The 25,806-nt window shown below is 72.3% G+C and carries 21 protein-coding genes; 11 read left to right on the top strand and 10 right to left on the bottom strand.

Annotated features, from left to right (window positions below):
* Positions 1-200: 200 nt before the first annotated feature.
* Complete coding sequence (locus A4A78_RS03185; RefSeq protein ID WP_062946962.1) at positions 201-584, top strand: hypothetical protein; 384 nt, start codon at positions 201-203, stop codon at positions 582-584.
* A 112-nt stretch (positions 585-696) separates the two neighbouring features.
* Here A4A78_RS03185 and ppsA read toward each other — a convergent pair whose 3' ends face one another.
* From ppsA to A4A78_RS03135, 10 genes are all read right to left on the bottom strand, one after another.
* Positions 697-3,099, bottom strand: a complete 2,403-nt coding sequence (ppsA, locus tag A4A78_RS03180) for a phosphoenolpyruvate synthase (RefSeq protein WP_062946961.1) — start codon at positions 3,097-3,099, stop codon at positions 697-699.
* 25 nt (positions 3,100-3,124) lie between these two features.
* Complete coding sequence (locus A4A78_RS03175; protein WP_062946960.1) at positions 3,125-4,039, bottom strand: pyruvate, water dikinase regulatory protein; 915 nt, start codon at positions 4,037-4,039, stop codon at positions 3,125-3,127.
* 183 nt (positions 4,040-4,222) lie between these two features.
* The gene (locus A4A78_RS03170) at positions 4,223-5,581 is read right to left on the bottom strand and encodes a hypothetical protein (RefSeq protein WP_062946959.1); all 1,359 of its coding nucleotides are present in this window, start codon (positions 5,579-5,581) and stop codon (positions 4,223-4,225) included.
* Complete coding sequence (locus A4A78_RS03165) at positions 5,574-6,194, bottom strand: bifunctional 2-polyprenyl-6-hydroxyphenol methylase/3-demethylubiquinol 3-O-methyltransferase UbiG (protein WP_062946958.1); 621 nt, start codon at positions 6,192-6,194, stop codon at positions 5,574-5,576. The genes A4A78_RS03170 and A4A78_RS03165 overlap by 8 nt, the downstream gene beginning before the upstream one ends.
* A 22-nt stretch (positions 6,195-6,216) precedes the next feature.
* Positions 6,217-7,257, bottom strand: a complete 1,041-nt coding sequence (locus A4A78_RS03160; protein ID WP_062946957.1) for a hemolysin family protein — start codon at positions 7,255-7,257, stop codon at positions 6,217-6,219.
* A complete protein-coding gene (locus A4A78_RS03155) occupies positions 7,254-8,630 on the bottom strand; it encodes a hemolysin family protein (protein WP_062946956.1) in 1,377 nt (458 codons plus the stop codon). The genes A4A78_RS03160 and A4A78_RS03155 overlap by 4 nt, the downstream gene beginning before the upstream one ends.
* Before the next feature lie 184 nt (positions 8,631-8,814).
* The gene (locus tag A4A78_RS03150) at positions 8,815-9,477 is read right to left on the bottom strand and encodes an alpha/beta hydrolase (RefSeq protein ID WP_062946955.1); all 663 of its coding nucleotides are present in this window, start codon (positions 9,475-9,477) and stop codon (positions 8,815-8,817) included.
* 273 nt (positions 9,478-9,750) lie between these two features.
* Entirely contained in the window at positions 9,751-10,041 is a 291-nt protein-coding gene (locus tag A4A78_RS03145) for a hypothetical protein (protein ID WP_062946954.1), read from the bottom strand.
* A 10-nt stretch (positions 10,042-10,051) separates the two neighbouring features.
* Positions 10,052-10,606: a type 1 glutamine amidotransferase domain-containing protein gene (locus tag A4A78_RS03140; protein WP_062946953.1), complete on the bottom strand. Its 555-nt coding sequence runs from the start codon at positions 10,604-10,606 to the stop codon at positions 10,052-10,054.
* Positions 10,607-10,695: 89 nt separating this feature from the next.
* Entirely contained in the window at positions 10,696-12,138 is a 1,443-nt protein-coding gene (locus A4A78_RS03135; protein WP_062946952.1) for a YdiU family protein, read from the bottom strand.
* A gap of 116 nt (positions 12,139-12,254) precedes the next feature.
* On the opposite strand from A4A78_RS03135, the gene A4A78_RS03130 reads away from it, so the two are divergent.
* The 10 genes from A4A78_RS03130 to A4A78_RS03085 all read left to right on the top strand — a co-directional run bounded on the left by A4A78_RS03130 (position 12,255) and on the right by A4A78_RS03085 (position 25,806).
* Positions 12,255-13,709 (top strand): sodium:alanine symporter family protein, encoded by a 1,455-nt coding sequence (locus A4A78_RS03130; RefSeq protein WP_062946951.1) that lies wholly within the window; start codon positions 12,255-12,257, stop codon positions 13,707-13,709.
* A gap of 21 nt (positions 13,710-13,730) precedes the next feature.
* A complete protein-coding gene (locus tag A4A78_RS03125; protein ID WP_062946950.1) occupies positions 13,731-14,732 on the top strand; it encodes a proline racemase family protein in 1,002 nt (333 codons plus the stop codon).
* A gap of 56 nt (positions 14,733-14,788) precedes the next feature.
* On the top strand, positions 14,789-15,508 hold the full coding sequence (locus tag A4A78_RS03120; RefSeq protein ID WP_062946949.1) for a GntR family transcriptional regulator: 720 nt from the start codon (positions 14,789-14,791) through the stop codon (positions 15,506-15,508).
* Positions 15,505-16,659: an FAD-binding oxidoreductase gene (locus tag A4A78_RS03115; protein WP_062946948.1), complete on the top strand. Its 1,155-nt coding sequence runs from the start codon at positions 15,505-15,507 to the stop codon at positions 16,657-16,659. The genes A4A78_RS03120 and A4A78_RS03115 overlap by 4 nt, the downstream gene beginning before the upstream one ends.
* Positions 16,656-16,931, top strand: a complete 276-nt coding sequence (locus A4A78_RS03110; protein ID WP_062946947.1) for a (2Fe-2S)-binding protein — start codon at positions 16,656-16,658, stop codon at positions 16,929-16,931. Before A4A78_RS03115 ends, A4A78_RS03110 begins: the two co-directional genes overlap by 4 nt.
* On the top strand, positions 16,924-18,372 hold the full coding sequence (locus A4A78_RS03105) for an NAD(P)/FAD-dependent oxidoreductase (protein ID WP_062946946.1): 1,449 nt from the start codon (positions 16,924-16,926) through the stop codon (positions 18,370-18,372). Before A4A78_RS03110 ends, A4A78_RS03105 begins: the two co-directional genes overlap by 8 nt.
* Before the next feature lie 86 nt (positions 18,373-18,458).
* A complete protein-coding gene (locus A4A78_RS03100; protein WP_062946945.1) occupies positions 18,459-19,934 on the top strand; it encodes an aldehyde dehydrogenase in 1,476 nt (491 codons plus the stop codon).
* A 29-nt stretch (positions 19,935-19,963) separates the two neighbouring features.
* Complete coding sequence (locus tag A4A78_RS03095; RefSeq protein ID WP_062946944.1) at positions 19,964-20,857, top strand: dihydrodipicolinate synthase family protein; 894 nt, start codon at positions 19,964-19,966, stop codon at positions 20,855-20,857.
* Positions 20,858-21,040: 183 nt separating this feature from the next.
* Positions 21,041-22,267 (top strand): formaldehyde dehydrogenase, glutathione-independent, encoded by a 1,227-nt coding sequence (fdhA, locus tag A4A78_RS03090; protein ID WP_062946943.1) that lies wholly within the window; start codon positions 21,041-21,043, stop codon positions 22,265-22,267.
* A gap of 146 nt (positions 22,268-22,413) precedes the next feature.
* On the top strand, positions 22,414-25,806 hold the full coding sequence (locus A4A78_RS03085; RefSeq protein ID WP_062946942.1) for a phosphodiester glycosidase family protein: 3,393 nt from the start codon (positions 22,414-22,416) through the stop codon (positions 25,804-25,806).

Below are 25,806 nucleotides of genomic sequence, written 5' to 3'. Positions count from 1 at the left end.
TACATCACGTACGCCGATTTCTTCGACAGCACCGCTGCTCGCCCCCGGTTCACCGTTCCGCCGACGACCACGACCACTGGTCCTCCGTCCGCGCCCCGCCGCCGTCCCGCAGCCCCCGACTTCCCCCGTTCCACAGCGCCCCCGCACGCCCGGGGCGATACTGGGAAGGGACCGACGCCGCTCCCGAGGAGGAGGACCTCATGCCTGCCCTGCCCGACGCGATCACCAAGGCCATGACCATGGCCCGCACCGCCGAGAACGGACGCCACGCGGAGGTCCTGGTGAGCGACGGCCCGCTGCGCCAGAGCGTCATCGCGCTGCGCCGCGGCGTGCGCCTGCCCGAGCACAACTCCCCGCCCGCCGCGTCGATCCAGGTGGTGCGCGGCAGCGTGCGCGTGACCGGTCAGGAGGAGGCGGAGCTGCGCGCCGGCGACCTCGACGCGCTCACCCACTTCCGCCACGCCGTCGAGGCGCTCGAGGACTGCGCCTTCCTGCTCACCACCGTCACCTCGCAGCCCAGCGGCGGCAGCCACGCCACCCGCACCGGCGAGATGCCGGTGATGAAGGACGAGGACCGAGCCTGACGGAGCGGCCTGACGGAGCAGGGCCCGACCGCGCCCGGCAACGCTCCTAGCCCACCATGCCGCGAGCTCCCCTCGCGACGGATCGCCGGGGAGCTCGCGACGCGTCAGAGCGTCAGCCCACCTCGCCGCCGCCCTGCCCGCCGCTCAGCTTCGCGAGCCGCAGCCACGTGTCCACCACCGTGTCCGGGTTCAGGGACATCGAGGCGATGCCCTGCTCGAGCAGCCATTCGGCGAGATCCGGGTGGTCCGACGGACCCTGCCCGCAGATGCCGACGTACTTCCCCGCCGCCCGGCACGCCTCGATCGCACGCCCCAGCATGAACTTCACCGCCGGGTCCCGCTCGTCGAAGGCGTCCGCGACCAGCGCCGAGTCGCGGTCCAGGCCCAGCGTCAGCTGCGTCATGTCGTTCGAGCCGATCGAGAAGCCGTCGAAGTGCTCGAGGAACAGCTCCGGCACCGCGGCGTTCGAGGGGATCTCGCACATCATGATCACCTCGAGCCCGTTCTCCCCGCGCACCAGCCCGTGGCTCGCGAGCAGGTCGATCACGCCCTTGCCCTCGGCGGGGGTGCGCACGAAGGGGATCATGAGCTTCACGTTGGTCAGCCCCATGTCCTCGCGCACGTAGCGCAGCGCCTCGCACTCCATCGCGAAGCAGTCGGCGAAGTCCTCCGAGAGGTACCGGGAGGCGCCGCGGTAGCCGATCATCGGGTTCTCCTCCTCCGGCTCGAACAGCGTGCCGGCCAGGAGGTTCGCGTACTCGTTGGACTTGAAGTCGCTCATCCGCACGATCACCGGCTCCGGATGGAAGGCCGCGGCGATGGTCGCCACGCCCTCGGCGACGCGCTGGACGAAGAACTCGCGCGGGCCCTCGTAGGCGCTGATCCGCTCCGTCACCTGCGCAGCGACCTCCGGCTCGTCCTTCTCCAGACGCTCCAGCTCGAGCAGGGCGCGCGGGTGGATGCCGATCTGTCGGTTCACGATGAACTCCAGCCGCGCCAGGCCCACCCCTGCGTTCGGCAGGCGGGAGAAGGAGAACGCCTGCTCGGGGTTGCCGACGTTCATCATGATCTTCGTGGGCAGCGCCGGCATCGAGTCGACCTCGGAGGAGGAGACCGAGTAGTCGAGGATCCCCTCGTACACGTAGCCGGTGTCGCCCTCGGCGGCGGAGACGGTCACCTCGTCCCCGTCGGCCAGGTCGCGGGAGGCGGTGCCGGTGCCGACCACGGCCGGGATCCCCAGCTCGCGGGCGATGATCGCGGCGTGGCAGGTGCGGCCGCCGCGATCGGTGACGATGGCGCTGGCGCGCTTCATGATCGGCTCCCAGTCGGGGTCGGTCATGTCGGCGACGAGCACCTCGCCGGGCTGGAACTCGTGCATGCGGTCGATCGTGTCGAGCACCCTGACGGGGCCGGCGCCGATCCGGGCGCCGATCGCGCGGCCCTCGACCCGGACGGGGCCGCGGGAGGCCAGGAGGTACTTCTCCACGGTGTTCCCGGCGCGGGACTGCACGGTCTCGGGGCGGGCCTGGAGGATGTACAGCTTCCCGTCGGCCCCGTCGAGGCCCCATTCGATGTCCATCGCTCGGCCGTAGTGCTCCTCGATGACCAGCGCCTGGGTCGCGAGCTCGGTGACCTGCTCGTCCGTCAGGGACAGCCGCACCCGCTCGGCGGGGTCCACCTCGACGAAGGCGGTGGTGCGGCCGACGGCCGTGTCGGTCGTGTAGATCATCTTGGTGGCCTTCTCGCCCACCTGCCGCTTGAGGATCGCGGGCCGGCCCTCGCGCAGCCCGGGCTTGTGGACGTAGAACTCGTCGGGGTTGACAGCGCCCTGGACCACGCCCTCGCCGAGCCCGAAGGCGGAGGTGATGAACACGGCCTGGTCGAAGCCGGACTCGGTGTCGACGGTGAACATGACGCCGGAGGAGCCGATGTCGGAGCGGACCATCTTCTGCACGCCGGCGCTGAGCGCGACCGCGGCGTGCTCGAAGTCGTGGTGGACGCGGTAGGCGATCGCCCGGTCGTTGTAGAGCGAGGCGAACACCTCCCGGATCGCGAGCAGCACGTCGTCGATGCCGCGCACGTTCAGGAAGGTCTCCTGCTGCCCGGCGAAGGACGCATCCGGCAGGTCCTCGGCGGTCGCGGAGGAGCGCACCGCGAAGGACGCCTCCTCGCCGCTGCCGGCGGCGAGCTGCTCGTAGGCGCCCCGGATCCCCTCCTCGAGACCGGCCGGGAAGGGCTGCTCGATGACCAGCGCCCGGATCTCGCGGCCCGCCTCGGCGAGCGCGATCGTGTCGTCGGTGTCCAGGCCCTGCAATCGCTGATCGATCCGCTCCGCCAGGCCCGTCGCGCCGAGGAATTCGCGATAGGCGTCGGCGGTGGTCGCGAAGCCGTCGGGCACCGCGACGCCGAGGGCGGAGAGGTTCGAGACCATCTCGCCCAGGGAGGCGTTCTTGCCTCCGACCTGCTCGAGATCGGCCATGCCGAGCTCGGAGAACCAACGGATGCTCTGCGTCATTGCTGCTCCTTCGGGGTGGGGACGCTCACCGGGCGGTGGTGCCGCGGCGAGCCAGGGACTGGAGGATCAGGGTGGACATCTCCTCGACCGACTTGCTGGAGGAGTCGACGAAGTCGATGCCGTGCGTGTCGTACACGCGGCGTGCCCTCGACAGCTCCCAGCGGGTCTGCTCGAGGGAGGCGTAGCGGGAGGAGGCACGGCGCTCGGAGCGCACGGCGGTCAGCCTCTCCGGCGAGGTCAGCAGGCCGAAGCAGCGGTCCGCGACGGCGGAGATCGAGCCGGGCAGCACCTCGCCGGCGAGGTCCTCGTCCACCAGCGGGTAGTTCGCCACGAAGATCCCGTGCATCAGCGCGAGATACATCGACGTCGGCGTCTTCCCGCAGCGGGACGGCGCGATGAGGATGACGTCGGCCTTCTCGATCGCGCGCACGGACTGCCCGTCGTCGTGCTCGATCGCGAACTCGACGGCCTGCATGCGGCGGTTGTAGCGGCGGGAGTCGCCGACCCCGTGGAGCCGGGCTGGGGCGTGGTCGCCGGTGACGCCGAGCTGCGCCTCGAGCTGGGCGAGGTGGCCGCTGACGAAGTCGATCACGGGTGCGCGGGTGCGCAGCAGCTCCTCGCGCACCGACTCGTCGACGACGGTGAGGAACACCAGCGGCGCGATCTCGCCGTCCATCGCCGCGTCGAGGTCCTCGCGCACCTCCCGCGCCTCCTCGACGGTGCGGAGGAAGGGGATCAGCCGACGTTCGAAGGGGACCGACGGGAACTGCAGCAGCAGCGCGTTGCCCATGGTCTCGGCGCTGATGCCGGTGGAGTCGGAGATGAAGAAGACGGGCACCGCCTCGGCCGCGGGCCGGTCGTCGGCGGGGCGCGGCCGGCGGCTCGCAGGCGCCGTCCGCGCGGCGGGCAGCGGCGGGGGGATCGGAAGCGATGCGTTCATTCGGCGCCCCTTGCGGTGGGCCCGGCCGGGGCCGGGGACACGTCGGTGTGCTGGCCTCACCGTAGCGGCGAGTGCCGTCATCGCGTGCACTCGACCACGAAGGTGGCGCGGCTCACCTCCCGGCTGCGCGAGATCGCCGAGGTGAGCGCACACCCGAGCGCGATCGAGCACGACCGGGGGCGCTCACTCCTGCGAAGCCGGAGCCGCAGGAGCGCGCATCGGCCAGCGCCGCACCAGCTCGTCCCGCAGCCGCTGCTCGCGGAGGTCCAGCACCGCCGCGAGCAGGATCCCCGCGGCGAGCACCACGAGGGCGCCGAGCAGCACCGCCGGGGCGAGCGCGGCGAGGGCGCGCAGCGTCGGCCCGGCGGAGGAAAAGATCTCCCAGGAGGGGCCGTCCTCCCCGATCGGCACCACCCACAGCCCGAGGCCGATCGCGGCGAGGGCCCCGGCGAGGGAGTGCATCGCGAGCAGCAGGCGGGGCGCGCCGGCGGCGAACAGGCTCTGCAGGAGCTCGATGGCGGGCGGGGGCGCCGCGGGGTCGGCGAGGGCGGTGCGCACCGCCCGCATCTCGGCGCGGCGGGCCAGCACCTCGCAGGCCAGGGTGAGGAGCAGGCACAGCAGCACGAGCGCCCCGCACACCCCCACGCCCGCCACGACCAGGTCCACCAGCTGCTCGCCGCGGGGGTCGAGCTCGGCCCGCTCCCCCGCCCGCCCGCCGGACCAGTGCTCGCGGTCGGGATAGGCGAGGGCGAACATCAGCTGGAGGGCGAGGAGGCCGACGGCGGCGCTCGCGCCGAGCACGCCGAGCGCCGCCCCGCCCAGCCGCCGCGCTCCGGCGCCGGGGAGCACCTCGGGCCCGTCGACGCCGCGCGCCGCGGCCACGTCCTCGGCGGTGAGCGCGCGGCCCGCGGCGATGATGCGATGCGGTTCGGTCCAGTGGGCGCGCAGCCGCTGCGCCGTGCGCTCCTGCCGGGGGTCCAGCACCTTCCCGAACAGCGGGATGCCGGCGCCGATCAGGCCCAGCACCAGCAGGCCCGTCCCGATGATCGCGAGGCCCACGGCGTCGAGCCCCGTCTCGAACACGGCGAAGACGGCGATGAGGTAGAGCGGCCCGAGCACGCACAGCAGCACGATCGCGATGATCCGGTACGCGCGGCCGCTGAGCTCCGTCGCCGCCGCCCACTGGCCGGGGGCCGGCACGTCGGAGGAGGGGACGCCCTCGTCGAGCCGACGGGCGAGGGCCCGGGCCATGAGGGGGCCCTCGAGCGCGCCGAGCACGCCGAGCGCCAGGAACGCGAGCGCCAGCAGGATCAGCATCCCCGCGAGAGAGGCTCGGCCCGCCAGGTCGATCGTCGACCCCGCTTCCGAGTCGGACAGCAGCTCCTCGGACACGATCCCGGCGACGACCACGGTCCCGAAGAGCACCCCGAGGCCCACCATCACGTGGACTGAGGCCCGGAGTGCCTGGCGCTGCAGCGCCGGTCCGAGGCCGACGGGCAGCACCCGCCAGCGCGACTCCGCGATCGGTGCGGGCTCACCCATGCTGGAGCACCCCCACCAGGAAGTCGTCCGCGGCGGGGCGGAGGTCCCAGGTGGAGAAACGCTGGGAGAGCTCGAGCCCGGCCGCGGCGGCGTCGGCCGTGAAGTCCTCGATCGCGTATCCGCGGTCGAGCCCGAAGCCGACCACCAGGCGCCCCTCCGGCGCGAGATGCGCGGCGAGCGCCGCGAGCGCCGGCCGGCGCTCCGTCCCCGCGAGGAAGGTCAGCACGTTCCCCGCGCACACCGCGAGGTCGAACAGCTCGCGCTCCCCCTCGCCATCGACCAGGTCGAGTTCCGCGAGGTTCCCCACCTCCCAGCGCCCGGCCGGCTGCTCGGCCCGCGCCACCTCGATCAGCTCCGCATCCAGATCCACACCGACGACCTCATGCCCGGCCCGCGCCAGGCGCCCGCCGACCCGCCCCGTGCCGCACCCGGCATCGAGGATGCGAGAGCCGCGCTGCGCCATGGCGTCGATCAGCCGCGCCTCGCCGTCCAGGTCCTGTCCGGCCGCGGCGAGGCGCTTCCAGCGTGCGGCGTAGCCGGCCGCATGCTCAGGATTGCGCCGCACCGCGGCCGTCCACAGGTTCTCGTCAGGGCCGATGCCAGGGGTCGTCATGACCTCATTGTCGGGCCTGTCCTCAGGCGTACGCGCGCGAGTCGTCCCGGATCTGGCCCACGAGCTCCTCGAGCATGTCCTCGAGGGTGACCACGCCGATCACCTCGCCGCCGGGACCGGTCGCCGCGCCGAGGTGCGCGCCGGAGCCCTGCATCTCGGCGAGCGCGTCTCGCAGCGGCTGGTCGCCGCCGATCCGGGGCAGCGCCCGGATCCGCTCCGCGGGGATCGGCTCGTCGCGCGTGGCCTGGACCGCGTCGAGCAGGTCCTTGATGTGGACGTAGCCGGTCAGGCGCCCGTCGGCCGCCTTCACGGGGAAGCGCGAGTAGCCCTCGACGGCCGCGGCCTCCGCCTGCGCGGCGGTGACGCCCTCGGGCAGGGTCGAGACCTGCTCGAGCGGGATGACCAGGTTCGCGACCGAGCGCGCCTCGAAGCGCAGGGCGCCCAGCAGCAGCGCCTCGTCGTTGTCCTCGAGCAGCCCGCCCTCGCGGGACTCGCTCACCATCGCCGCGACCTCGTTGCGGGTGAAGGCGCTGGTGACCTCGTCCTTCGGCTCGATGCCCATCATCCGCAGCACGAGGTTGCCGATGGAGTTCAGCAGCCACAGCAGCGGCCGCAGCACGGTGACGATGCCCATCAGCACCGGCGCCAGGATCAGCGCCATCCGCTCGGGGCCGGCGAGCGCGATGTTCTTGGGCACCATCTCGCCGAAGACGACGTGGAGGTAGGTGACCAGGGACAGCGCGATCACGAAGCTGATCGGGTGGGTCAGCGCGCCCGGCACGCCGATCGCCTCGAAGGGACCCTCGAGCAGGTGCGCGATCGCGGGCTCGCTGATCGCGCCGAGCGCGAGGGAGCAGACGGTGATGCCCATCTGGGCGCCCGCCATCATCAGCGAGACCTGCTCCATCGCGGAGATCGTGACCTTCGCGGCCCAGTTCCCCTCGAGCGCCTTCGGCTCGATGACGGAGCGCCTCGCGGAGATCAGCGCGAACTCCGCGCCGACGAAAAAGGCGTTCAGGAGCAGCAGGACGAGGGTGGCCAGCAGGCCGACGTAGTCGCTCATCGGGCCACCTCCTCGTCCTCGGCCCGCACATCCGTCTCGTCGGGCACCGCCTCGACGATCACGTGCACGGTCTCGATCCGCATCCCGTCGATCTCGACGACGACGATCCGCAGGCGCGCCGGCTCCTCGCCGGGCGCCGGGTCGGTGTCCACGACGATCTCGTCGCCGACCTCGGCCAGGCGGCCGAGCTCCATCGTGACCAGGCCGCCGAGGGTGTCGTAGTCCTCGTGCTCGGGCACGGTGACGCCGAGCCGTTCGGTCGCCTCGTCGGGACGCATGCGCGCGTCGAGGTCCCAGGAGCCGTCGGGCTCGGGGGTGTCGTCCATCTCCTCGTCGTGCTCGTCGCGGACCTCGCCGACGATCTCCTCGACGAGGTCCTCGAGGGTGATGAGGCCGGCGTGGTCGCCGAACTCGTCGACGACGACGGCCATCTGCAGGCCGCCGGCGCGGAGGGTGTCCATCAGGTCGTCCAGCGGCACCGTGTCCGGCACGAACGTCGCCGGTCCCATCACGGCGTCGACCCTCGTGGTGGGCCGCTCGTCGAAGGGGACGGCGAGGCCGTGGCGGATGTGCGCGACGCCCGCGATCTCGTTCTCGTCGTCCTGCACGGGGAAGCGGGAGTGCCCGGTCTCGCGGGCGAGCTCCAGCAGGTCGGCGACGGTCTGGTCGACCTCGAGGGAGTCGACCCGGCCGCGGGGCACCATCGCGTCGTGCGCGCGCCGGTCGCCGAAGGCGAGGGTGCGCTGCACCAGCGAGGCGGTCTCCTCGGCGAGGGCGCCCTCGTCGGCCGAGCGCTTGACCAGCACGGACAGCTCATCGGCGCTGCGGGCGGAGCTCAGCTCCTCCTGCGGCTCGACGCCGAGCGCCCGCACGACCGCGTTCGCGTTACCGTTGAACAGGCGGATCGGGAGGCCGAAGATCGTGCTGAACAGGCGCTGGAAGCCGACGACCAGCTTCGCGGTGCGCAACGGCTGCGCGATCGCCATGTTCTTGGGGACCAGCTCGCCGAAGATCATGGTCATGCCGGTGGCGAGGACCAGGGCGAGGGCGACGGACGCGGAGCGGGCCGCGACCTCGCTGAGCCCGGCGTCCACGAGCGGCGGGCCGACGAGGGCCGCGATCGCGGGCTCGGCGAGGAAGCCGATGCCGAGGTTGGTGACCGTGATCCCCAGCTGCGCTCCGGAGAGCTGCGTGGAGAGGGTCTTCATGCCCCGCAGGACGCCGCCGGCGCGCTTGTCGCCGCTCTCGGCGGCGGCCTCCACGTCATTGCGGTTGACCGTGATCAGGGAGAACTCCGCGGCGACGAAGGCGCCGCAGGCCAGCACGAGCAGGAGCCCGATCGCCAGCGAGACGAGGGGACCGATCAGATCCATGGACGGATCCCCCCGCGGGAAGTGAATGAGTGCAGGCCCGAAGGCCTGGGACTGTCACTGGGGGCGTCGCTGGCGGCGCTCATGATCTCCTGGTGCTCCTAGGGAACCCCGCCGTCTCTCAGCGGGGAATGCAGGAATGCTACAGCCCGCCCCCTGGACGGCGGGAGGGGATGCGGGGGAGCGCTCAGCGCCCGTCCGCGTCGGCGGCCCGACGCTGCAGGAAGGCGGCGACGGCCCGGAGCTCGATCTCGTCGACCGCGTGCCCGAGCTGCGGGCGGCGCTCCTCCTCGAGCGCAGTGTGCGCGCTCATGAACTCGCGGACCGCCTGCTCCCGCTCGGGGTCGTAGAGGGGGTCGATCCCACCGTGGCCCCACAGCGCGGGCGGACGCACCTCGGCGAGCGCGGCATCGCCCTCCATCGCGGCGGGGAACGGGAAGCCGGAGAGGTTCACGACGAACCGGAGCGCATGCGGATCGCGGCGCAGCAGCTGCAGGGCGACCGCACCGCCCTGGGAGAACCCGATCGCGCCGAGGACGGGGCGGTCCTGCGCGTCGATCCACTCCTCGACGGCCGCGGCCGAGGCCTCGATCGCCACGGGCCGATCCAGGTCCAGGGGCATGTCGAACCAAGCGAAGCCCTGCACGTACCGGAAGATCCCGCGCACGGAGACGTACTCGAAGACGGGCGGGAGGAAGGGCACGAGGCCCGCGAGGTCGCGCTCGTCGCTGCCGAGCCCGTGCATCAGCAGCACGATCGGCGCGTCCTGCGCGCCGCCGCGCACCACGGCGCTCTGGTCGAGGTGCGGGGAGATCAGTTCCACGGGGCCGTACTGGGGCGAGGTCGTCATGGCACGAGGCTATCGACCCGCAGGCGTCGGGGCAGGGAAGAACCCCCAGGTCGCGCGGTGCGCTGGTCGGAAGGACGAGGTCCGACCCCTGGGGGTCCCGGCAGCTCGGTGGTATTCGCTGCGCGTCCGGATGAACGGTCGCCTCAGCGGCGAGCCACCTCACATGTCCGATAAGAAATCACTTCTCGGATCACCTCCTTCCCTGTGTGCTCATACCGTAGGCCCGTCGTCACCCGAGAGCAACGGATTAAACGGGGACGGCGTCGCCGCAGGTCAGGGCAGGGGCGGTTCCTGCTCGGGGAGGATCTCGTCCAGTCCGCCGTCCTCGCGGGCGAGCTGGTCGAGCTGCTCGTCGTCGACGTCGGCCTCCATGCGGTCCTCGTCGCGGTTGCCCTGCTCGGCGGCGGCGGACTCGTCGGCTCCGCGCGCGACGTCCTCGTCGAAGCCGTACCCATCAGCGTTGCGGGAGTCGCGCCCCTCGGTGACGACCCGGTCCGTCTCCAGGGCGTCGTCGATGCTCGTCTCGTCGGGCTCGGCGGCGATCGGATCGAAGCTCTCGGTCATGGACTTCCTCCTAGGCGGTGAGCGCGTCGATGATCGCGGCGTTGAAGGCGTCGAGATCATCAGGGGTGCGCGAGGTGATCAGGCGATAGCCACCCGCCTCGTCGACGACGACCTCCTGATCGGTCCAGTTCGCGCCGGCGTTGACGAGGTCGTTGCGGATCGTGGGCACCGAGGTGAGGTCGCGACCCGCGGCGAGGCCGGCGTCCACGAGCAGCCAGGGGGCGTGGCAGATCGCGGCGACGGGCTTGGCGTCCGCGGCGAAGGCCCGCGTGACCTGCTGGACGGTCTCGTCGGCGCGCAGCTGGTCGCCGTTGAGGGTGCCGCCGGGGAGCACGAGGGCGTCGAAGTCGGAGGCCTTCACCTGGTCGTAGGTGGTATCCACCGGGACCTCGGGGCCGGGGTCCCGATCACCGGCGAGCGTCTTCACGACGCCGGGCTCCGTCGCCGCGACCGTCACGGTCGCTCCCGCCTCCCGCAGCGCGGCGATCGGCTTCGTCAGCTCATCGGACTCCGCGCCGAAGTTGGTGGTCATCACGAGGATGCGTCGATCGTTCAGGGCAGCCATGGGGCTCTCCTTCCATCGGGAACACCGTCGACGCTAGCACCGCCGGGCAGTCGGAGCCCCCCGCTCGACCGACCGTTCGGGGGTGCCCCTCAGGTGCCGCAGAAGGTCATGAAGGCATCGCCCCCGTCGCCCGGCCCCTCGAGATCCTCGAGCCCCTCTCGCCGCTCGAAGGGCGAGCCCACGGCGTCGAGCATCCTCAGCGCCGGTGCCATGTCCCCCAGGTGCGCGGCCCGCAGCGCCGCCTCGAGATGGACGTTGCGCGGGACGTACCGGGGATTCGCGCGGCACATCGCCGCACGGGCCTCGTCGGCCGACCCCCCGTCGCCCCGCAGCGCTTCCCAGCGCCGCCACCAGTCCTCGAACGGTGCCGGCTCCGCGAACAGCCCCGCTGCCGCGCCCCCGCCGAGCTCCCGGAAGAACCCCGTGTGGTCCACCCGCTGCTCCTCGAGCAGGGTGAACAGCGCCTCCCCGAGCTCCCGCACCTCGCCCCGCTCCCCGCGGACACCGAGTTTCGCCGCGAGCCCGTCGGCGTACGCGTCGAGATACCGGCTCTCGAACCCCTCGAGCACCGTCGTCGCCCTGGCCACCGCGGCATTCGGCTCCTCATCGATCACCGGCAGCAGCGCCTCGGCGAAGCGGGAGAGGTTCCACAGCGCGATGCCGGGCTGGTTGCCGTAGGCGTAGCGGCCGCCGCGGTCGATCGAGCTGAACACGGCGCCACGGCGGTGCACGTCCAGCACGGCGCAGGGCCCGTAGTCGATGCCCTCGCCGGACAGCGCCATGTTGTCGGTGTTCATCACCCCGTGCACGAAGCCGAGCAGCATCCACTGCGCCACCAGCTCCGCCTGCGCCTCGGACACGGCCTGCAGCAGTCCCAGCGGCCCGTCGGCCGACGGGTGGTGCCGGGCGATCGCGTGGTCGACGAGCCGCCCCGTCACCTCGGGCCCCAGGTGCCAGGAGGCGTACTCGACGGTCCCCACCCGCAGGTGGCTGGCGGCGACCCGCACCAGCAGCGCGCCCGGCTCGTCGGTGACGCCCTGGCGCGGCGCGATCCGCTCCCCGGTGGTGAGCACGGCGAGGGCGCGCGTGGTGGGGACGCCGCAGGCGTGCAGCCAGCGCCCGATCACGGCCTCGCGCAGCATCGGGCCGAGCGGCGCCTTCCCGTCCCCGCCCCGCGCGAAGGGCGTCCTGCCCGCTCCCTTCAGGTGCAGGTCCCGTCTCCTGCCTCGGGCGTCGACGATCTCCCCCAGCAGCACCGCCCGCCCGTCGCCGAGCTGCGGGTTCGCGGTGCCGAACTGGTGGCCGGCGTAGGCCTGCGCGACGGTGCCCTCGATCTGCCCGGTCAGCAGCGCCATCCCGTCCTCGCCCCGCAGCCAGTCGGGGTCGAATCCCAGCTCGCGCGCCAGTTCCTCGTCGAGCCAGACGAGCTCGGGGCGCGGCGGGACGTCGGCCCGCCACGGCGTCGAGAGCTCGGGCAGCGCGGCGGCGCAGGTCTGGTGGAGTGCGGGGCGGTGCGATGCGGTGCTCTCCATGCCTCGAGTCTCCCATTCGCGCTGTGCAATGTCACAGTTGACATAGTGATCGGCGTCGCCCTACTGTCGTCCGCATCACACCTCCTGCCCCCAACGACGTGAGGCGGACTCCCGCAATGGCATTCCTCGGCACCCTCAACGACTGGATCTGGAACCCGATGGCGTACTTCGCGCTCGCCGTCGGGCTCTTCTTCACCGTGATCACCGGCGCGGTGCAGTTCCGACGGATCCCGGACATGCTCCGCCAGATCGTGGCCAAGCCCCAGGACGACGAGGGCGTCGCCCCGCTCCAGGCACTCCTGCTCACGCTCGCCAGCCGTGTCGGGGTCGGCAACATCGCGGGAGTCGCGACCGCGATCGCCGCCGGCGGCCCCGGCGCTCTCTTCTGGATGGTGGTCACCGCGCTGGTCGGCTCAGCGAGCTCGTTCGCCGAGACCGTCCTGTCGCAGGTGTTCAAGCGCCGCATCGACGGGGAGCACCGCGGCGGCGCGCCGTTCTACGTCGAGTTCGGCCTGAAGCTCAAGTGGCTCGCCGTCGGCCTCGCCGTCGCCTACATGGTCTGCTACGGCTTCGTGTTCTCCGGCGTGCAGTCCAACAACATCGCCGGCTCGCTCGAGGTCGCCTTCGGCATGCCCACCTGGCTGTCGGCGATCCTCCTCACCGGCCTGCTGGGCTTCACCATCATCGGCGGGACCAAGCGCATCATCGGCGCCGCGCAGCTCATGGTCCCGGTGATGGCGGTCGGCTACATCATCTTCACCGTCGTGATCATCCTGATGAACCTGGACCAGGTCCTGCCCTCGATCCAGCTGGTGCTCACCTCCGCCTTCGGCAGGGACCAGATCTTCGGGGGCATGGCCGGTGCCGCGATCGCCTGGGGCGTGCGCCGCGCCGTGTTCTCGAACGTCGCCGGCGTCGGCGAGGGCACCTTCGGCTCCGCCGCCGCCTCGACGAACCACCCCGCCAAGCAGGGCCTCGTCCAGGCGTTCTCGATCTTCATCGACACCGTGATCGTCTGCAACGCGACCGGCATCATGATCATCATCACCGGTTCCTACAACGTCTTCGACGGAGAGAGGGCCGTGGTCGAGAACGTCCCCGGCGTCGAAGCCGGCGTCGCCTACACGCAGACCGCGATCGACTCCGCCATCGGCGGCTTCGGTCCCGTGTTCGTGGCGATCGCCCTGTTCTTCTTCGCCTACACCACGATGATCGCCTTCTACTACATCGCCGAGACCAACCTCGGCTACCTCCGCGGCACCACGGGCGGCTGGCCCAGCGCAGTGCTCAAGATCGGCGCCATGGCGATCACGGCCTTCGGCGCGCTGATCTCGGCGGACGCCATGTGGATGATCGGCGACATCGGCTACGGTCTGCTCGGCTGGGTCAACATGCTGGTGATCCTCGCGCTGAGCCCCGTGGTCCTGAAGGTCATCCGCGACTACGACCGCCAGCGGAAGCAGGGCCTCGACCCGACCTTCGACCCCGCACCGCTGGGCATCGAGGGTGCGGACTTCTGGACGACCTCCCGCGCCCCGGCTGTCGACGCCGACGATCTCCCGGCCCGCTGACATCTCGAAGGAGAGAACCTCATGCGCACCACGCACGTCTACCACGCCGTCGATTCGCACACGGAGGGCATGCCCACCCGCGTGATCACGGGCGGAGTGCCCCCGATCCCCGGGGCGACCATGGCGGAGAAGCGGCTGTGGTTCATGGAGCACCGCGACGGCCTGCGGAAGCTCCTGATGCGGGAGCCTCGCGGCCACGGCGCGATGAGCGGTGTCATCCTGCAGCCACCCACCCGGACCGACGCCGACTGGGGAGTCCTCTACATCGAGGTCTCCGGGCTGCTGCCGATGTGCGGCCACGGCACGATCGGCGCGGCGACCGTGCTCGTGGAGACCGGCATGGTGGAGGTCGTCGAACCCGTGACCACCATCCGTCTGGACACCCCCGCCGGTCTCGTCATCGCGGAGGTGGCGGTCCGGGACGGCCACGCCGAGTCGGTGACGCTGCGCAACGTGCCCTCCTTTCTCCTGCGGCAGGCGGCGGAGGTGGAGGTGCCGGACCTCGGCACCGTCCGCTACGACCTCGGCTTCGGCGGGAACTTCTACGCGATCGTCGAGCTCGAGGAGCTCGGCCTCCCGTTCGAGCGGCAGGCCAAGGACCGCCTGCTCGCCGCGGGCCTGGCGATCATGGACGCGATCAACACCGCCGACGAGCCCGTCCATCCCGAGCGCGAGGACATCCGCGGGGTCCACCACGTCTACCTCGCCGCCCCCGGCTCCGACGCGGTCCACTCCCGCCACGCGATGGCGATCCACCCCGGGTGGTTCGATCGCTCTCCCTGCGGCACCGGGACCAGCGCCCGCATGGCGCAGCTGCACGCCCGCGGCGAGCTCGCCCTGGACACCGACTTCCTCAACGAGTCCTTCATCGGCTCGCGCTTCACCGGCCGCCTCGTCGGCACCGCGACCGTCGGCGACCACGAGGCCGTCCTCCCCACGATCACCGGACGCGCCTGGGTGACCGGCACCGCGCAGTACATGCTCGATCCGACGGATCCGTACCCGGAGGGCTTCGAGCTGTGACCTCGTCGCCGACCATTACCGTGGGTTCGCACGAGCCGGCCCGACAGGAGCACGCGATGACGACCAGCCCCCTCCCGCTGGGAGAGATCCAGCAGAACAAGAGCCTGCGCGCCTCGGTCACCGACGCCCTGCGCAGCGCGATCATCCTCGGCGACCTGGAGGAGGGCAGGCTGTACTCGGCCCCGGCGCTCGCCGCCGCGCTCGGCGTCTCCGCGACTCCGGTGCGCGAGGCGATGATGGATCTCGCCGGCGAGGGCCTGGTGACCACGATGAAGAACAAGGGCTTCCGGATCACGGAGATGACCGGGGCCGATCTCGAGGAGCAGACCCAGATCCGACAGCTCCTCGAGGGCCCCGCGATGCGCGCCATCGCCGGGCATCTCCCGGAGGAGGACCTCCCCGCCCTGCGCACCCTCGCCGAGGAGATCGTCGAGGGCGCCCGCCAGGGGGATCTGCACGCCTACCTCCGCGGCGACCGGGTCTTCCATGCCCGTCTGCTCGAGCACACCGGGAACCGGCGCCTGGTGGACCTCACCACCCGCCTGCGCGGTCAGACGCGTCTGCGCGCGCTGCGCACGCTGGCCGACAGCGGCCGCCTCGTGCACTCCGCCCAGGAGCACCACGATCTCCTCGACCACCTCGTCGCCGGCGACGGGGAGGCAGCCCATGAGCTCATCGTGCGACACCTCGGCCACACCTCCCGCCTCTGGTCCACCGGCGAGGAGGAGGACGGGACGGCCCCCGCCCCCCTCCTAGACCTGGTCTCCCCTCGATGACGCGCGGCACCGACGTCCTGGTCATCGGGGCCGGCGCGATCGGCGCCGCGATCGCCTACTACTCCAGCCTGCTCGGCCTGAGCGTGCGCGTGGTGGACCGGGGCGCCCCCGGCGGCGGGACCAGCTCACGCTGCGAGGGCAACATCCTCGTCTCCGACAAGGAGCGCGGCCCCGAGCTCGATCTCGCCAACTACTCGCTGGGACTGTGGCACGGCGAGCTCGCCGAGCACGGTCGCCGCTGGGAGTTCGAGCAGAAGGGCGGCATCATCGTCGCCTCGCAGGAGTCGAGCATGGTGTCCCTGCGCCGTGCCCTCACCGCACAGCGCGCGCACGGCATCGCCGTCCAGGAGCTCGAGGCCGACGACCTGCTCGCGCTCGAGCCCCATGTCTCGCCCGGCGCCGTCGGGGCGGCCCTCTACCCCGACGACTCCCAGGTCATGCCGATGCAGGTGGTCGCCCATCTCCTCGCCCTCGCGCGCGATCGCGGCGCCGAGGTGCTCCCCCACTGCCCGGTGACCGGCCTCCTGCGGAGGGGCGATCAGGTCGTCGGCGCGCGCACCACTCACGGCGACCTCCCCGCGGGCGCGGTCGTCAACGCGACCGGGCCCTGGGCCGCCCAGCTCGCCGCGCTCGCGGACGTCCACCTCCCCATCGCCCCCCGACGCGGCTACGTGATGGTCACCGAGCCGATGCCGCCCCGGGTGTTCCACAAGGTGTACGCGGCGGAGTACATCGACGACGTCGGCACCTCCGACGCCTCCCTGCAGGCCTCGCCCGTCGTGGAGAGCACCCCGGCCGGAAGCATCCTGCTGGGCTCCTCCCGAGAGCAGGTCGGCTTCAGCGATCGACTCAGCCGCGAGGCCCTGCGGCGCATCGCCCGCAACGCAGCACAGCTGTTCCCCTTCCTCGCCGACGCCCGGGTGCTGCGCCACTACCACGGCTTCCGCCCGTACTCGCCGGACCACGTGCCTGCCATCGGTGCCGACTCGAGAGCGCCGGGCCTGTGGCACGCGACCGGCCACGAGGGAGCCGGCATCGGGCTGAGCGTCGGGACGGGGAAGCTCATGGCCCAGGCCCTCGCCGGACACCGACCGGATCTCGACCTCTCCCCCTTCGACCCGTCCCGCTTCACCGCAGGAGGCACCCCGTGAGCAGCTCCCCCGAGGACACCGTGCACCTCACCGTCGACGGCGCACCCCTTGCCGTCCCAGCGCACCGCACCGTCGCCGCGGCGCTCCAGCTCGAGGGCGAGGCGGCAGGCTGGCGCACCACCCGCCGCGAGGGCGATCGACGTGGCCTCTTCTGCGGCATCGGGGTCTGCTACGACTGCCTCGCGACGGTGGACGGTCGGCGCGGGGTGCGCACCTGCCTCGTCGAGGTCACCGACGGCATGGACGTGCGGACGGGAGCCGGCGATGCGTGAGGCGGACGCCCAGGTCGTCGTGATCGGCGGAGGGCCGGCCGGATTGGCCGCCGCGGTCGAGGCCGCCCGTCGTGCCGACTCGGTCGTGCTCGTGGACGCCGGGCCGCGGCTCGGTGGTCAGTTCTGGCGGCACGGCGCGAAGGACGAGCTGCCGGGTGCCCCCGCGCCCCGCTGGCACCACGGCTGGTCCACGTTCCAGGAGCTGCACGACGGCGTGCGGGAGGCCGCGACAGCGGGGGTGCTCCGCATCCTGCCCTCCACGCACGTCGCCGCCGTCGACGCCCTCGAGGAGGGAGGCTTCGCCCTCCGCCTCGCCCCGACCCCCGAGGCCGACCCGAGCGCACCGGCTCCGCGCACTCTCCGCGCTCAGACCGTCGTGCTCTGCCCGGGGGCGTACGACCGTCAGCTGCCCGTCCCGGGATGGACGCTGCCGGGAGTGATGGCGGCGGGCGGCGTGCAGGCCTTCGTCAAGGTCCAGGAACGCTCCCCCGGGGACCGGGTGCTGCTCGCCGGGACCGGCCCGTTCCTCCTGGCAGCGGCCGCGTCGGTTCTCCAGGCGGGGGCGCAGGTCGTGGCGGTGGTCGAGTCCGGGGACCTCACCGGCTGGGTGCCCCGCGGCGTCACTGGCGCCCTCGTCCCCGGCAAGGGCGTCGAGGGCGCACACTACGCGGCGCTGCTGGCGAAGCACCGGGTCCCGTACCTGCGCAAGCAGGTCGTCTCGAGGATCCTGGGCGAGGGCCGGGTCAGCGCCGTCGAGATCTCGCAGGCCGATCGACGAGGCGCTCGCCTGCCCGGCACCGCACGACGTCTCGAGGACGTCGACGTGGTCGGTCTCGGGTGGGGCTTCGTGCCGCAGGCCGAGCTGCTCGTGCAGACCGGCGCCGCGACCCGGCTCGACGTGGACGGCTCCCTCGTCGGCCTGGTCGATGGCGAGCAGGCCTCCACGGTGCCGGGGCTCTTCCTCGCCGGGGAGATCACGGGCGTCACCGGCGCCGTCGGAGCGGTGGCCGAGGGCCGGCTCGCCGGTCGCGCCGCTGCGGCCCGATGCACCGGGCGTCCCGCGGACGCCTCCCGGCAGGATCGGCTCGCCCGCGCCCGCCATCGCCTGTTCGCCCAGGCCATGCATCATGCGCACCCGGCACCGGAGGGATGGGTCGAGGGAGCCGACGACAGCACTGTGGTGTGCCGATGCGAGGAGGTCACGCTCGGGGAGATCACCGCGGCCCGCGACAGCCTGCAGGCCGAGGACCCCCGCTCGCTCAAGGGGGTCACCCGAGCGGGCATGGGCATGTGCCAGGGACGCATCTGCGGGGCGGCGATGGTGTGCCTGGGCAGCGAGGGCGGCGGTCGCCTGGAGGCCGCCCGCGCCGTCGCGAAGCGCCCGCTGGCCCTCCCCCTGACGGTGGGGCAGCTGTCCGAGGACGAGGAATCCTCTCCCTGACCTCCCCTTCCGCTTGTGCCATTGCACATGGTACCGTCGGAGGCAGGACCGCCCAGTCCGGGCACTCGACGACGAGAGGACCTCCCGTGACCGCCACGCTCCCCGAGCCCGTCCGCACCCTCGCCTTTCTCGACGGGGCCTTCGTCCCCGCCGCGTCAGGGGCGACCTTCGAGAGCATCGACCCTGCGACCGGGACGAAGCTCGCCGACATCGCCGCCTGCGACGCCGAGGACGTCGATCGGGCCGTCGCCTCCGCCCGGACCGCCTTCGAGTCGGGGGCATGGAGCCGCAAGCACCCCTCCGAGCGTCGCGAGGTGCTGCTGAAGCTGGTCGCGCTCCTCGAGGAGAACCTCGAGGACCTCGCGCTGACAGAGGCGATCGACGCCGGCAAGCCGATCACCGACTGCCGCGAGTTCGACCTTCCGGACACGATCAACTCCATCCGCTGGTACGCCGAGGCGGCCGACAAGCTGTTCGGCAAGACCACGCCCGCCGGGGACGGCGCCGTGGGCATGATCGTCCACGAGCCGATCGGCGTCGTCGGCGCCGTGCTCCCGTGGAACTTCCCGCTGGCGATGCTGGCCTGGAAGCTCGGGCCCGCCCTCGCCTCCGGGAACTCGGTCGTGGTCAAGCCCCCGGAGCTGACCACTCTGACGACACTGCGCTTCGCGGAGCTCGCGACCGAGGCGGGTCTGCCCGACGGGGTCCTGAACGTGGTCCCCGGCCTCGGCCATGTCACCGGGAAGGCGCTCGGCCAGCACGGCGACGTCGACGCGATCTCCTTCACCGGCTCGAACGAGGTCGGTCGCGAATTCTTGCGCTACTCCGCCGAGTCGAACCTCAAGAAGGTCGTCCTGGAGCTGGGCGGCAAGGCGCCGCAGATCGTCACCGCCGACAACGCGGACCGGCTCGAGCTGGTCGCCGAGGACCTCGCCGAGGCCGCCTTCGGCAACATGGGCCAGAACTGCACGGCGGGATCACGGATCCTGGTCGACGCCTCGATCCTGGACGACTTCGTGGACGCACTGGTCGCTGCGACGGAGAAGGCCGTGGTCGGCGATCCCCTCGACCCGGCGACCACCATCGGCGCGCTCGTCGAGGAGTCCGCGCTGCACCGCGTCGCACGCTACGTCGACGAGGCCGTCGCCGACGGCGCCACCGTCCGCACCGGCGGCGAGCAGGTCCTCGAGGAGACCGGCGGCTGGTTCTACCCGCCCACTGTGGTCACCGACGTCCGCGAGGACATGGCCATCGCGCGCGAGGAGATCTTCGGCCCGGTCGTGGTGGTGCTCCCCTTCACCGATCTCGAGGACGCGATCCGGATCGCGAACGACACCCCCTACGGTCTCGCCGCGACCGTCTGGTCCCGCGACATCGACGACGCGCTGACCGCAGCCCGTTCCGTGCGGGCCGGCACCGTGGCCGTCAACGGGTACAGCGAGGGCGACATCACCACGCCCTTCGGCGGCTACAAGGCGTCCGGCTTCGGCGGCCGCGACAACGGCCTCGAGGCGTTCGCCCAGTACACCGAGACCAAGACCATCTGGATCACCCTGCGCTGACCCGCGCCCCGTCCCGAAAGGACTCTTCCATGACCGCTACCCCGATGCGGGGCGTCTTCGCCGTCTCGACCACCCCCTTCTCCTCCGACGGCACCCAGGACCTCGACATGTACGGCCGGAGCGTCGAGCGGGTGCTCGAGGCGGGCGTCGACGGCCTCCTCGCCCTCGGCGCGACCGGGGAGGCCCTCGCCCTCGACGAGGCCGAGCGCGAGGCACAGATCCGACACCTGGTGGAGGTCGTCGACGGTCGCGTGCCCGTGGTCGTCGGCTGCATGGCCTACCGCCCCGAGGACATGTCCGCGATGATCTCGAGCTCCGCCCGATGGGGCGCCTCTGCCGCCATGGTCACCCCGTCGTTCTACGGCGGACTCGGCGCCGGCGACGCGGTCGCGGCGCTCACGCCCGTCCTGGAGCGCTCGGAGCTGCCGGTGCTGGTCTACAACAACCCGCACTCGACCGGCACCGACCTCCTTCCCGAGGATCTCGTCGCCCTTCTCGAGCACGACTCGATGTGGGCGGTGAAGGAGACCTCGGGCGAGGCGACCCGCGTGCGCGAGCTGCGCGCGGCGCTCGGCACCGACGTGCAGATCTTCGTCGGGGCCGACGGCCTCGCCCTCGAGGGCTTCACCCAGGGCGCGAGCGGCTGGGTCGCCGCGTCGGCCTGGCTCACCCCCGCACGCTGCGTCGATCTCTGGGCGGCGGCGGCATCCGGCGACTGGAGCCGAGCCGTCTCCCTCTGGGACGGTCTCGCCGGCCCCCTCGGGCAGATCGAGTCCGACCCGGCCTTCATCTCGCTGATCAAGAGGGCTCTCGGCGAGCTCGGGCTGCCCCAGGGCCCCGTGCGCACCCCGCTGCCCACGGCCACCGACGAGGCGGTCAGCGCTCTGGTGGACACCCTGAAGAGTCTCGGCGACCGCCACTGACCTGCCCTCCCCCAGCGCCCCGCCGGAGCTCCGGCGGGGCGCAGTCGTACGTGGGACTGCATCGCGGAGACCTCCCAGGTCCCAGCGCTTTCCGCGCCACCCCTTGACTTCCCGACACATCCTCCCGGAGGCTTCGAGGAGTCGGCCCGCGAAGGCGGGCCGCGTGAAGGCAAGGAGGCCTCCATGTCCAGCAACCGCGCGATCGCCTACCAGGGCCCGGGGAAGGTCGACGTCGTCGACATCGACTACCCGACCTTCGAGCTGAAGGACGGTCCCGGGGTGAACCCCGCGAACGTCGGCCGCAAGCTCCCCCATGCGGCGATCCTGAAGGTCGTCACCACCAACATCTGCGGATCGGACCAGCACATGGTCCGCGGCCGCACCACCGCCCCCGAGGGCCTCGTGCTCGGCCACGAGATCACCGGCGAGGTCGTCGAGACCGGGCCCGGCGTGGAGTTCATCAAGGAGGGGGACCTCGTCTCGGTCCCCTTCAACATCTCCTGCGGCCGCTGCGAGATGTGCAAGACGGGCCGCACCGAGATCTGCCTGAACGTGAACCCGGACCGTCCCGGCAGCGCCTACGGCTATGTCGACATGGGCGGCTGGGTGGGCGGCCAGGCCGAGTACGTCGTGGTCCCCTATGCCGACTGGAACCTGCTGAGGTTCCCGGACAAGGACCAGGCCATGGAGAAGATCCTGGACCTGACCATGCTCTCGGACATCTTCCCCACCGGCTTCCACGGCGCGGTCTCCGCGGGCGTCGGCCCGGGGAAGTCGGTGTACATCGCGGGCGCGGGCCCCGTCGGCACCGCCGCCGCGGTGGGCGCGCAGCTGCTCGGCGCGTCGGTCGTGATCATGGCCGACATGAACGCGGACCGCCTCGCGAACGCGGCGAAGTTCGGCTGCGAGACGATCGACGTCTCGAAGGAGGACCCGCGTGAGGGCATCGCCAGGATCCTCGGCCGCGAGGAGGTCGACGCGGGCGTGGACGCCGTGGGCTTCGAGGCCCGCGGGCACGGCAAGGACGCGGCCGAGGCGCCGGCGACGGTGCTGAACACCCTCATGGACATCACCCGCGCCGGCGGCGCGCTCGGCATCCCGGGCCTGTACGTCACGGGCGACCCGGGCGGCGTCGACGAGGACGCGAAGGTCGGCTCGCTCTCGATGCGGCTCGGGCTCGGCTGGGCGAAGGCGCTCAGCTTCACCACCGGCCAGTGCCCGGTGATGCGCTACCACCGCCAGCTCATGGAGGCGATCCTCCACGACCGGGTCCAGATCGCCGACGCCGTCAACGCCACCGCGATCTCCCTGGACAACGCTCCGAAGGGCTACGCGGAGTTCGACTCCGGCGTCGCCAAGAAGTACGTCATCGACCCGCACGGCGTGACCGGCAAGGTCCAGGCCGTCTGACCTGGCACGATACCTGACATCGGTGTGAGGGCCGCCAGCCCTCACACCGATGTCAGGTCACCCGACGTTCACCCCGACACCACCCAGGTGTCTCCCAGGTCACATACGGTGCTCGAGGCCCTCCCCTCCAGCGAGCAGGATCCTCGATGCACTCCGCGCCCCGCACCCCCGTCCTCACGCAGACCCGCTGGCTCGCGCTCCTCGCGGCCTTCGCCCTCCTCCTCCCCGCGCTCCCGGTCGCGCCCGCCGCGGCGGAGGTCACCGACGAGCAGCTCGCCGCGGGCGGGGTGCTTCGCGACTCGCAGGACTACCGCGTCGCGCCGGGCCTGGACCTCACCACCTTCTCCCGCCTCGAGGAGGGCGGCTGGAAGGAGGGCAGCGTCCTCACCGCCGACCTCACCGAGTCGACCCTCTCGGTCGACGTCACCGACGACGGCACCGTCACGGGCCGCTCCCCGCTGAGCGACGTGATGCACGCCGGCGAGCGCGGCGACCGCGCCGTCGCCGCGGTCAACGGCACCTTCTTCGACATCAACCACTCCGATGCGCCGCTGCGCACCTCGATGAGCTCCGCCGGCGTGCGCATGGGCACCTCCCAGGCGATGCCCGCCCTCACGCTCGCCGACGGGAAGGCCGCGATCCAGGCGCTCTCCGCCTCCGGCGAGCTCACCACGGCCGACGGCGCCGTCCACGAGCTCGAGGGGATCAACAACCCCTCCCTGCCCGAGGACGGGATCGGGGTGTACACCCCGGCGTGGGGCGACTACACCCTGGACCGGCCCGTCGGCGCGCCCGAGGCGATGTCCGAGGAGATCGCGCTGGCGACCGTCGTCGACGGCACGGTCACCGAGGTCACCGACGTGCAGGACACCGCCGGCGACCCGGAGATCCCCGAGGACGGCCAGGTGCTACTGGGCCGCGAGGACGGCGCCGGCATGGTCGCGGACCTCGAGGTGGGCGACGAGGTCGACATCGAGATCGGCCCCGACCAGGACGTCGACCTCGGCATCGCCGGCAGCCATCAGATCCTCGCGGACGGCGAGGTGCCGGACATGGGCGAGGACTCCCTGGTCACGACCTCCCATCCCCGCACCGCCGTGGGCGTCAGCCGCGACGGCAGCGAGCTGTTCGTGCTGGTCCTGGACGGCCGCAGCACCGCGTCCACGGGGATGACCCTGCCGGAGCTGGGGCAGATCCTCGAGGACATGGGCGCGCACAACGCCGTCAACCTCGACGGCGGCGGCTCCTCGGCGCTGGCCGCCCGCACCGCCGGCAGCGAGAGCGAGGCGATCTGGAACAGCCCCTCGGACGGGGTCGTGCGCGAGGTGCCCAATGCGCTGGTGTTCTACTCCGACGCCCCCGCCGAGGAGCTCGCCGACGTGCAGACCTCCCTCGCCGTGGAGGGCGAGGACGCCGTCTTCCCGAACCTCCACCGCTCCCTGGAGGCGACCGGCCTCGCCGCCGACCTCTCCCCGGTGATGGCCGACGGCGCCTTCACCGCGGAGGGCGCGGTGGAGCTCGAACAGTCCGACCAGGCCGGCGCCGTCGTGCGCGGCACAGGTCCCGGCGGCGGCGCCGTCACGTTCACCGCCGCGGGCCATGAGGCACGGCAGGAGCTGCGCGTGCTCGGCGAGCCCGTCGGCCTGCAGGCCTCGGAGCGCTCGCTGAACTTCCCGGACGCCGAGACCCCCCGCACCGTGGCCCTGACCGGCTACGACGCCGACGGCCGTCGGGCCCGGATCGAGACGGCGGACGTGGAGGCCACGGCCTCCGACGGCTTCGAGGTCACCGACAACGGCCTCGGCAGCTGGGGCGTGCGCGCGACCGGCGAGGCCGCCACCGGCACGCTCACCCTCCGCGCCGCGGGCCTGGAGACCACGGTCGCGCTCATCCACGGCACCGAGGAGCAGCAGGTCCTCGACTTCTCGGACCTCTCCGCCTTCAGCGACGACGCGGCTCGGGCGACCGGCTCCTTCGAGGCGGCCGAGGGGCCGGTCGGCGAGGACGGCGAGCCGACGCCCGGCGTGCGCATGACCTACGACTTCACCACCTCCTCGGCCACCCGCGGCTACTACCTCATCGCCGACGAGCCGGCCCGGATCGAGGGCTCCACGCAGGCGCTGACGATGGACGTGCTCTCCGACGGCAGCGGAGCCTGGCCCCGGCTGCAGGTGCGCGACGGCGAGGGCACGGTGACGAACCTCGACGGCGAGAACCTGCACGGCGTGGGCTGGCAGAGCGTGCGCTTCACGGTGCCGGAGGGTCTGCCGCAGCCGCTGACCGTCGAGCGCCTGCGGATCATGGAGACCCGCCCGGAGGCGCAGTACACGGGCGACATCACGGTCGCGAACCTCCGCGCGACCACCACCCCGCAGACCGAGCTGCCGGAGGAGCCGCGGATCCATGACGCGGCGCTGCTGGCGAACGGCGACGTCTCGGACCGTCCGCAGCGGATCGCGGTGATGAGCGATGCCCAGTTCGTCGCCGCCTCCCCGGACTCGGACGCCGTCGAGGGCGCGCGCCGCACCCTGCGGGAGATCCGGGAGGCGTCCCCGGACCTGCTGGTCATCAACGGCGACCTGGTCGACGAGGCCTCGCCGGAGGACTTCGCCCTGGCCCAGCGGATCCTCGAGGAGGAGTGGACGAGCGACATCCCGTACGTCTACGTGCCCGGCAACCACGAGGTGATGGGCGGGGACATCGCGAACTTCGAGGAGGCGTTCGGGCCGACGTCGACCGCGCAGGATCTCGGCGCGACGAAGGTCATCACGATGAACAGCGCCCCCGGCACCCTCGCCGGGGACGGCCTGGGCCAGCTCGAGATGCTCGAGGAGCAGCTGGGCGCCGTGGCGGAGTCCGATGCGCTGACCGGCGTGGTCGTGTTCTTCCACCACCCGACCGACGATCCGCTGCCGAGCGAGTCGAGCCAGCTGTCCGACCAGCGGGAGGCCCGGGCGATCGAGGAGCAGCTCGCCGACTTCCGGCGCACGACGGGCAAGTCCGTCGCGCTGGTGAACGCCCATGCGGGCGTGTTCCACGGCGGCGCGGTCGAGGGCGTGACCACGCTGGTGAACGGCAACTCGGGCAAGTCCCCGGCGGGGACGCCGGCGACGGGCGGGTTCACGGGATGGACGATGCTGGGCATCGATCCGGCCTCGGGCGTGGTGGGCCGGAATCCCGCCACGCAGGACCGGGTCGACTGGCTCGCGGCGGAGACCCGGCCGTGGGTCGACTCCCTCGCGGTCGAGGGCCGGGACCAGCTGGCGGTGGGCGAGGTCGGGGAGGTCTCGGCGACGCTCACGCAGGACGGCCGGGAGGTGCCGGTCGCGTGGCCGGTCACCGCCCAGTGGGGCGGCACCGGGGTGCATGTCGCGACCGGCGGAGCGGGCGACGAGCAGCCGGACCGGCGTGACGTCGTCCGGGTCGATCCGCGCACCGGGGAGATGACGGGACTGCGCCGCGGCGCCGCGACCGTGACCGTCACAGTCAATGGCGAGACGGCGCGGATGACGGTGAAGGTCGCCGGCGAGGGCCGGTGA

This window comes from Brachybacterium sp. sponge, from assembly GCF_001613775.1.
Classification (GTDB): domain Bacteria; phylum Actinomycetota; class Actinomycetes; order Actinomycetales; family Dermabacteraceae; genus Brachybacterium; species Brachybacterium conglomeratum.
Note: the sequence above shows the minus strand (reverse complement) of the source record. Positions and strands in the feature narration are given on the sequence as shown.

What these genes read in the sequence shown, in the direction of transcription:
- A4A78_RS03135 (WP_062946952.1), bottom strand. Translation starts at nt 12,138, where the DNA reads ATGGAGAGCACCGCATCGCACCGCCCCGCACTCCACCAGACCTGCGCC.
- A4A78_RS03120 (WP_062946949.1), top strand. Translation starts at nt 14,789, where the DNA reads ATGACGACCAGCCCCCTCCCGCTGGGAGAGATCCAGCAGAACAAGAGC.
- ppsA (WP_062946961.1), bottom strand. Translation starts at nt 3,099, where the DNA reads ATGACGCAGAGCATCCGTTGGTTCTCCGAGCTCGGCATGGCCGATCTC.
- fdhA (WP_062946943.1), top strand. Translation starts at nt 21,041, where the DNA reads ATGTCCAGCAACCGCGCGATCGCCTACCAGGGCCCGGGGAAGGTCGAC.
- A4A78_RS03125 (WP_062946950.1), top strand. Translation starts at nt 13,731, where the DNA reads ATGCGCACCACGCACGTCTACCACGCCGTCGATTCGCACACGGAGGGC.
- A4A78_RS03115 (WP_062946948.1), top strand. Translation starts at nt 15,505, where the DNA reads ATGACGCGCGGCACCGACGTCCTGGTCATCGGGGCCGGCGCGATCGGC.
- A4A78_RS03105 (WP_062946946.1), top strand. Translation starts at nt 16,924, where the DNA reads ATGCGTGAGGCGGACGCCCAGGTCGTCGTGATCGGCGGAGGGCCGGCC.
- A4A78_RS03085 (WP_062946942.1), top strand. Translation starts at nt 22,414, where the DNA reads ATGCACTCCGCGCCCCGCACCCCCGTCCTCACGCAGACCCGCTGGCTC.
- A4A78_RS03140 (WP_062946953.1), bottom strand. Translation starts at nt 10,606, where the DNA reads ATGGCTGCCCTGAACGATCGACGCATCCTCGTGATGACCACCAACTTC.
- A4A78_RS03150 (WP_062946955.1), bottom strand. Translation starts at nt 9,477, where the DNA reads ATGACGACCTCGCCCCAGTACGGCCCCGTGGAACTGATCTCCCCGCAC.
- A4A78_RS03155 (WP_062946956.1), bottom strand. Translation starts at nt 8,630, where the DNA reads ATGGATCTGATCGGTCCCCTCGTCTCGCTGGCGATCGGGCTCCTGCTC.
- A4A78_RS03095 (WP_062946944.1), top strand. Translation starts at nt 19,964, where the DNA reads ATGACCGCTACCCCGATGCGGGGCGTCTTCGCCGTCTCGACCACCCCC.
- A4A78_RS03175 (WP_062946960.1), bottom strand. Translation starts at nt 4,039, where the DNA reads ATGAACGCATCGCTTCCGATCCCCCCGCCGCTGCCCGCCGCGCGGACG.
- A4A78_RS03165 (WP_062946958.1), bottom strand. Translation starts at nt 6,194, where the DNA reads ATGACGACCCCTGGCATCGGCCCTGACGAGAACCTGTGGACGGCCGCG.
- A4A78_RS03130 (WP_062946951.1), top strand. Translation starts at nt 12,255, where the DNA reads ATGGCATTCCTCGGCACCCTCAACGACTGGATCTGGAACCCGATGGCG.
- A4A78_RS03160 (WP_062946957.1), bottom strand. Translation starts at nt 7,257, where the DNA reads ATGAGCGACTACGTCGGCCTGCTGGCCACCCTCGTCCTGCTGCTCCTG.
- A4A78_RS03185 (WP_062946962.1), top strand. Translation starts at nt 201, where the DNA reads ATGCCTGCCCTGCCCGACGCGATCACCAAGGCCATGACCATGGCCCGC.
- A4A78_RS03145 (WP_062946954.1), bottom strand. Translation starts at nt 10,041, where the DNA reads ATGACCGAGAGCTTCGATCCGATCGCCGCCGAGCCCGACGAGACGAGC.
- A4A78_RS03170 (WP_062946959.1), bottom strand. Translation starts at nt 5,581, where the DNA reads ATGGGTGAGCCCGCACCGATCGCGGAGTCGCGCTGGCGGGTGCTGCCC.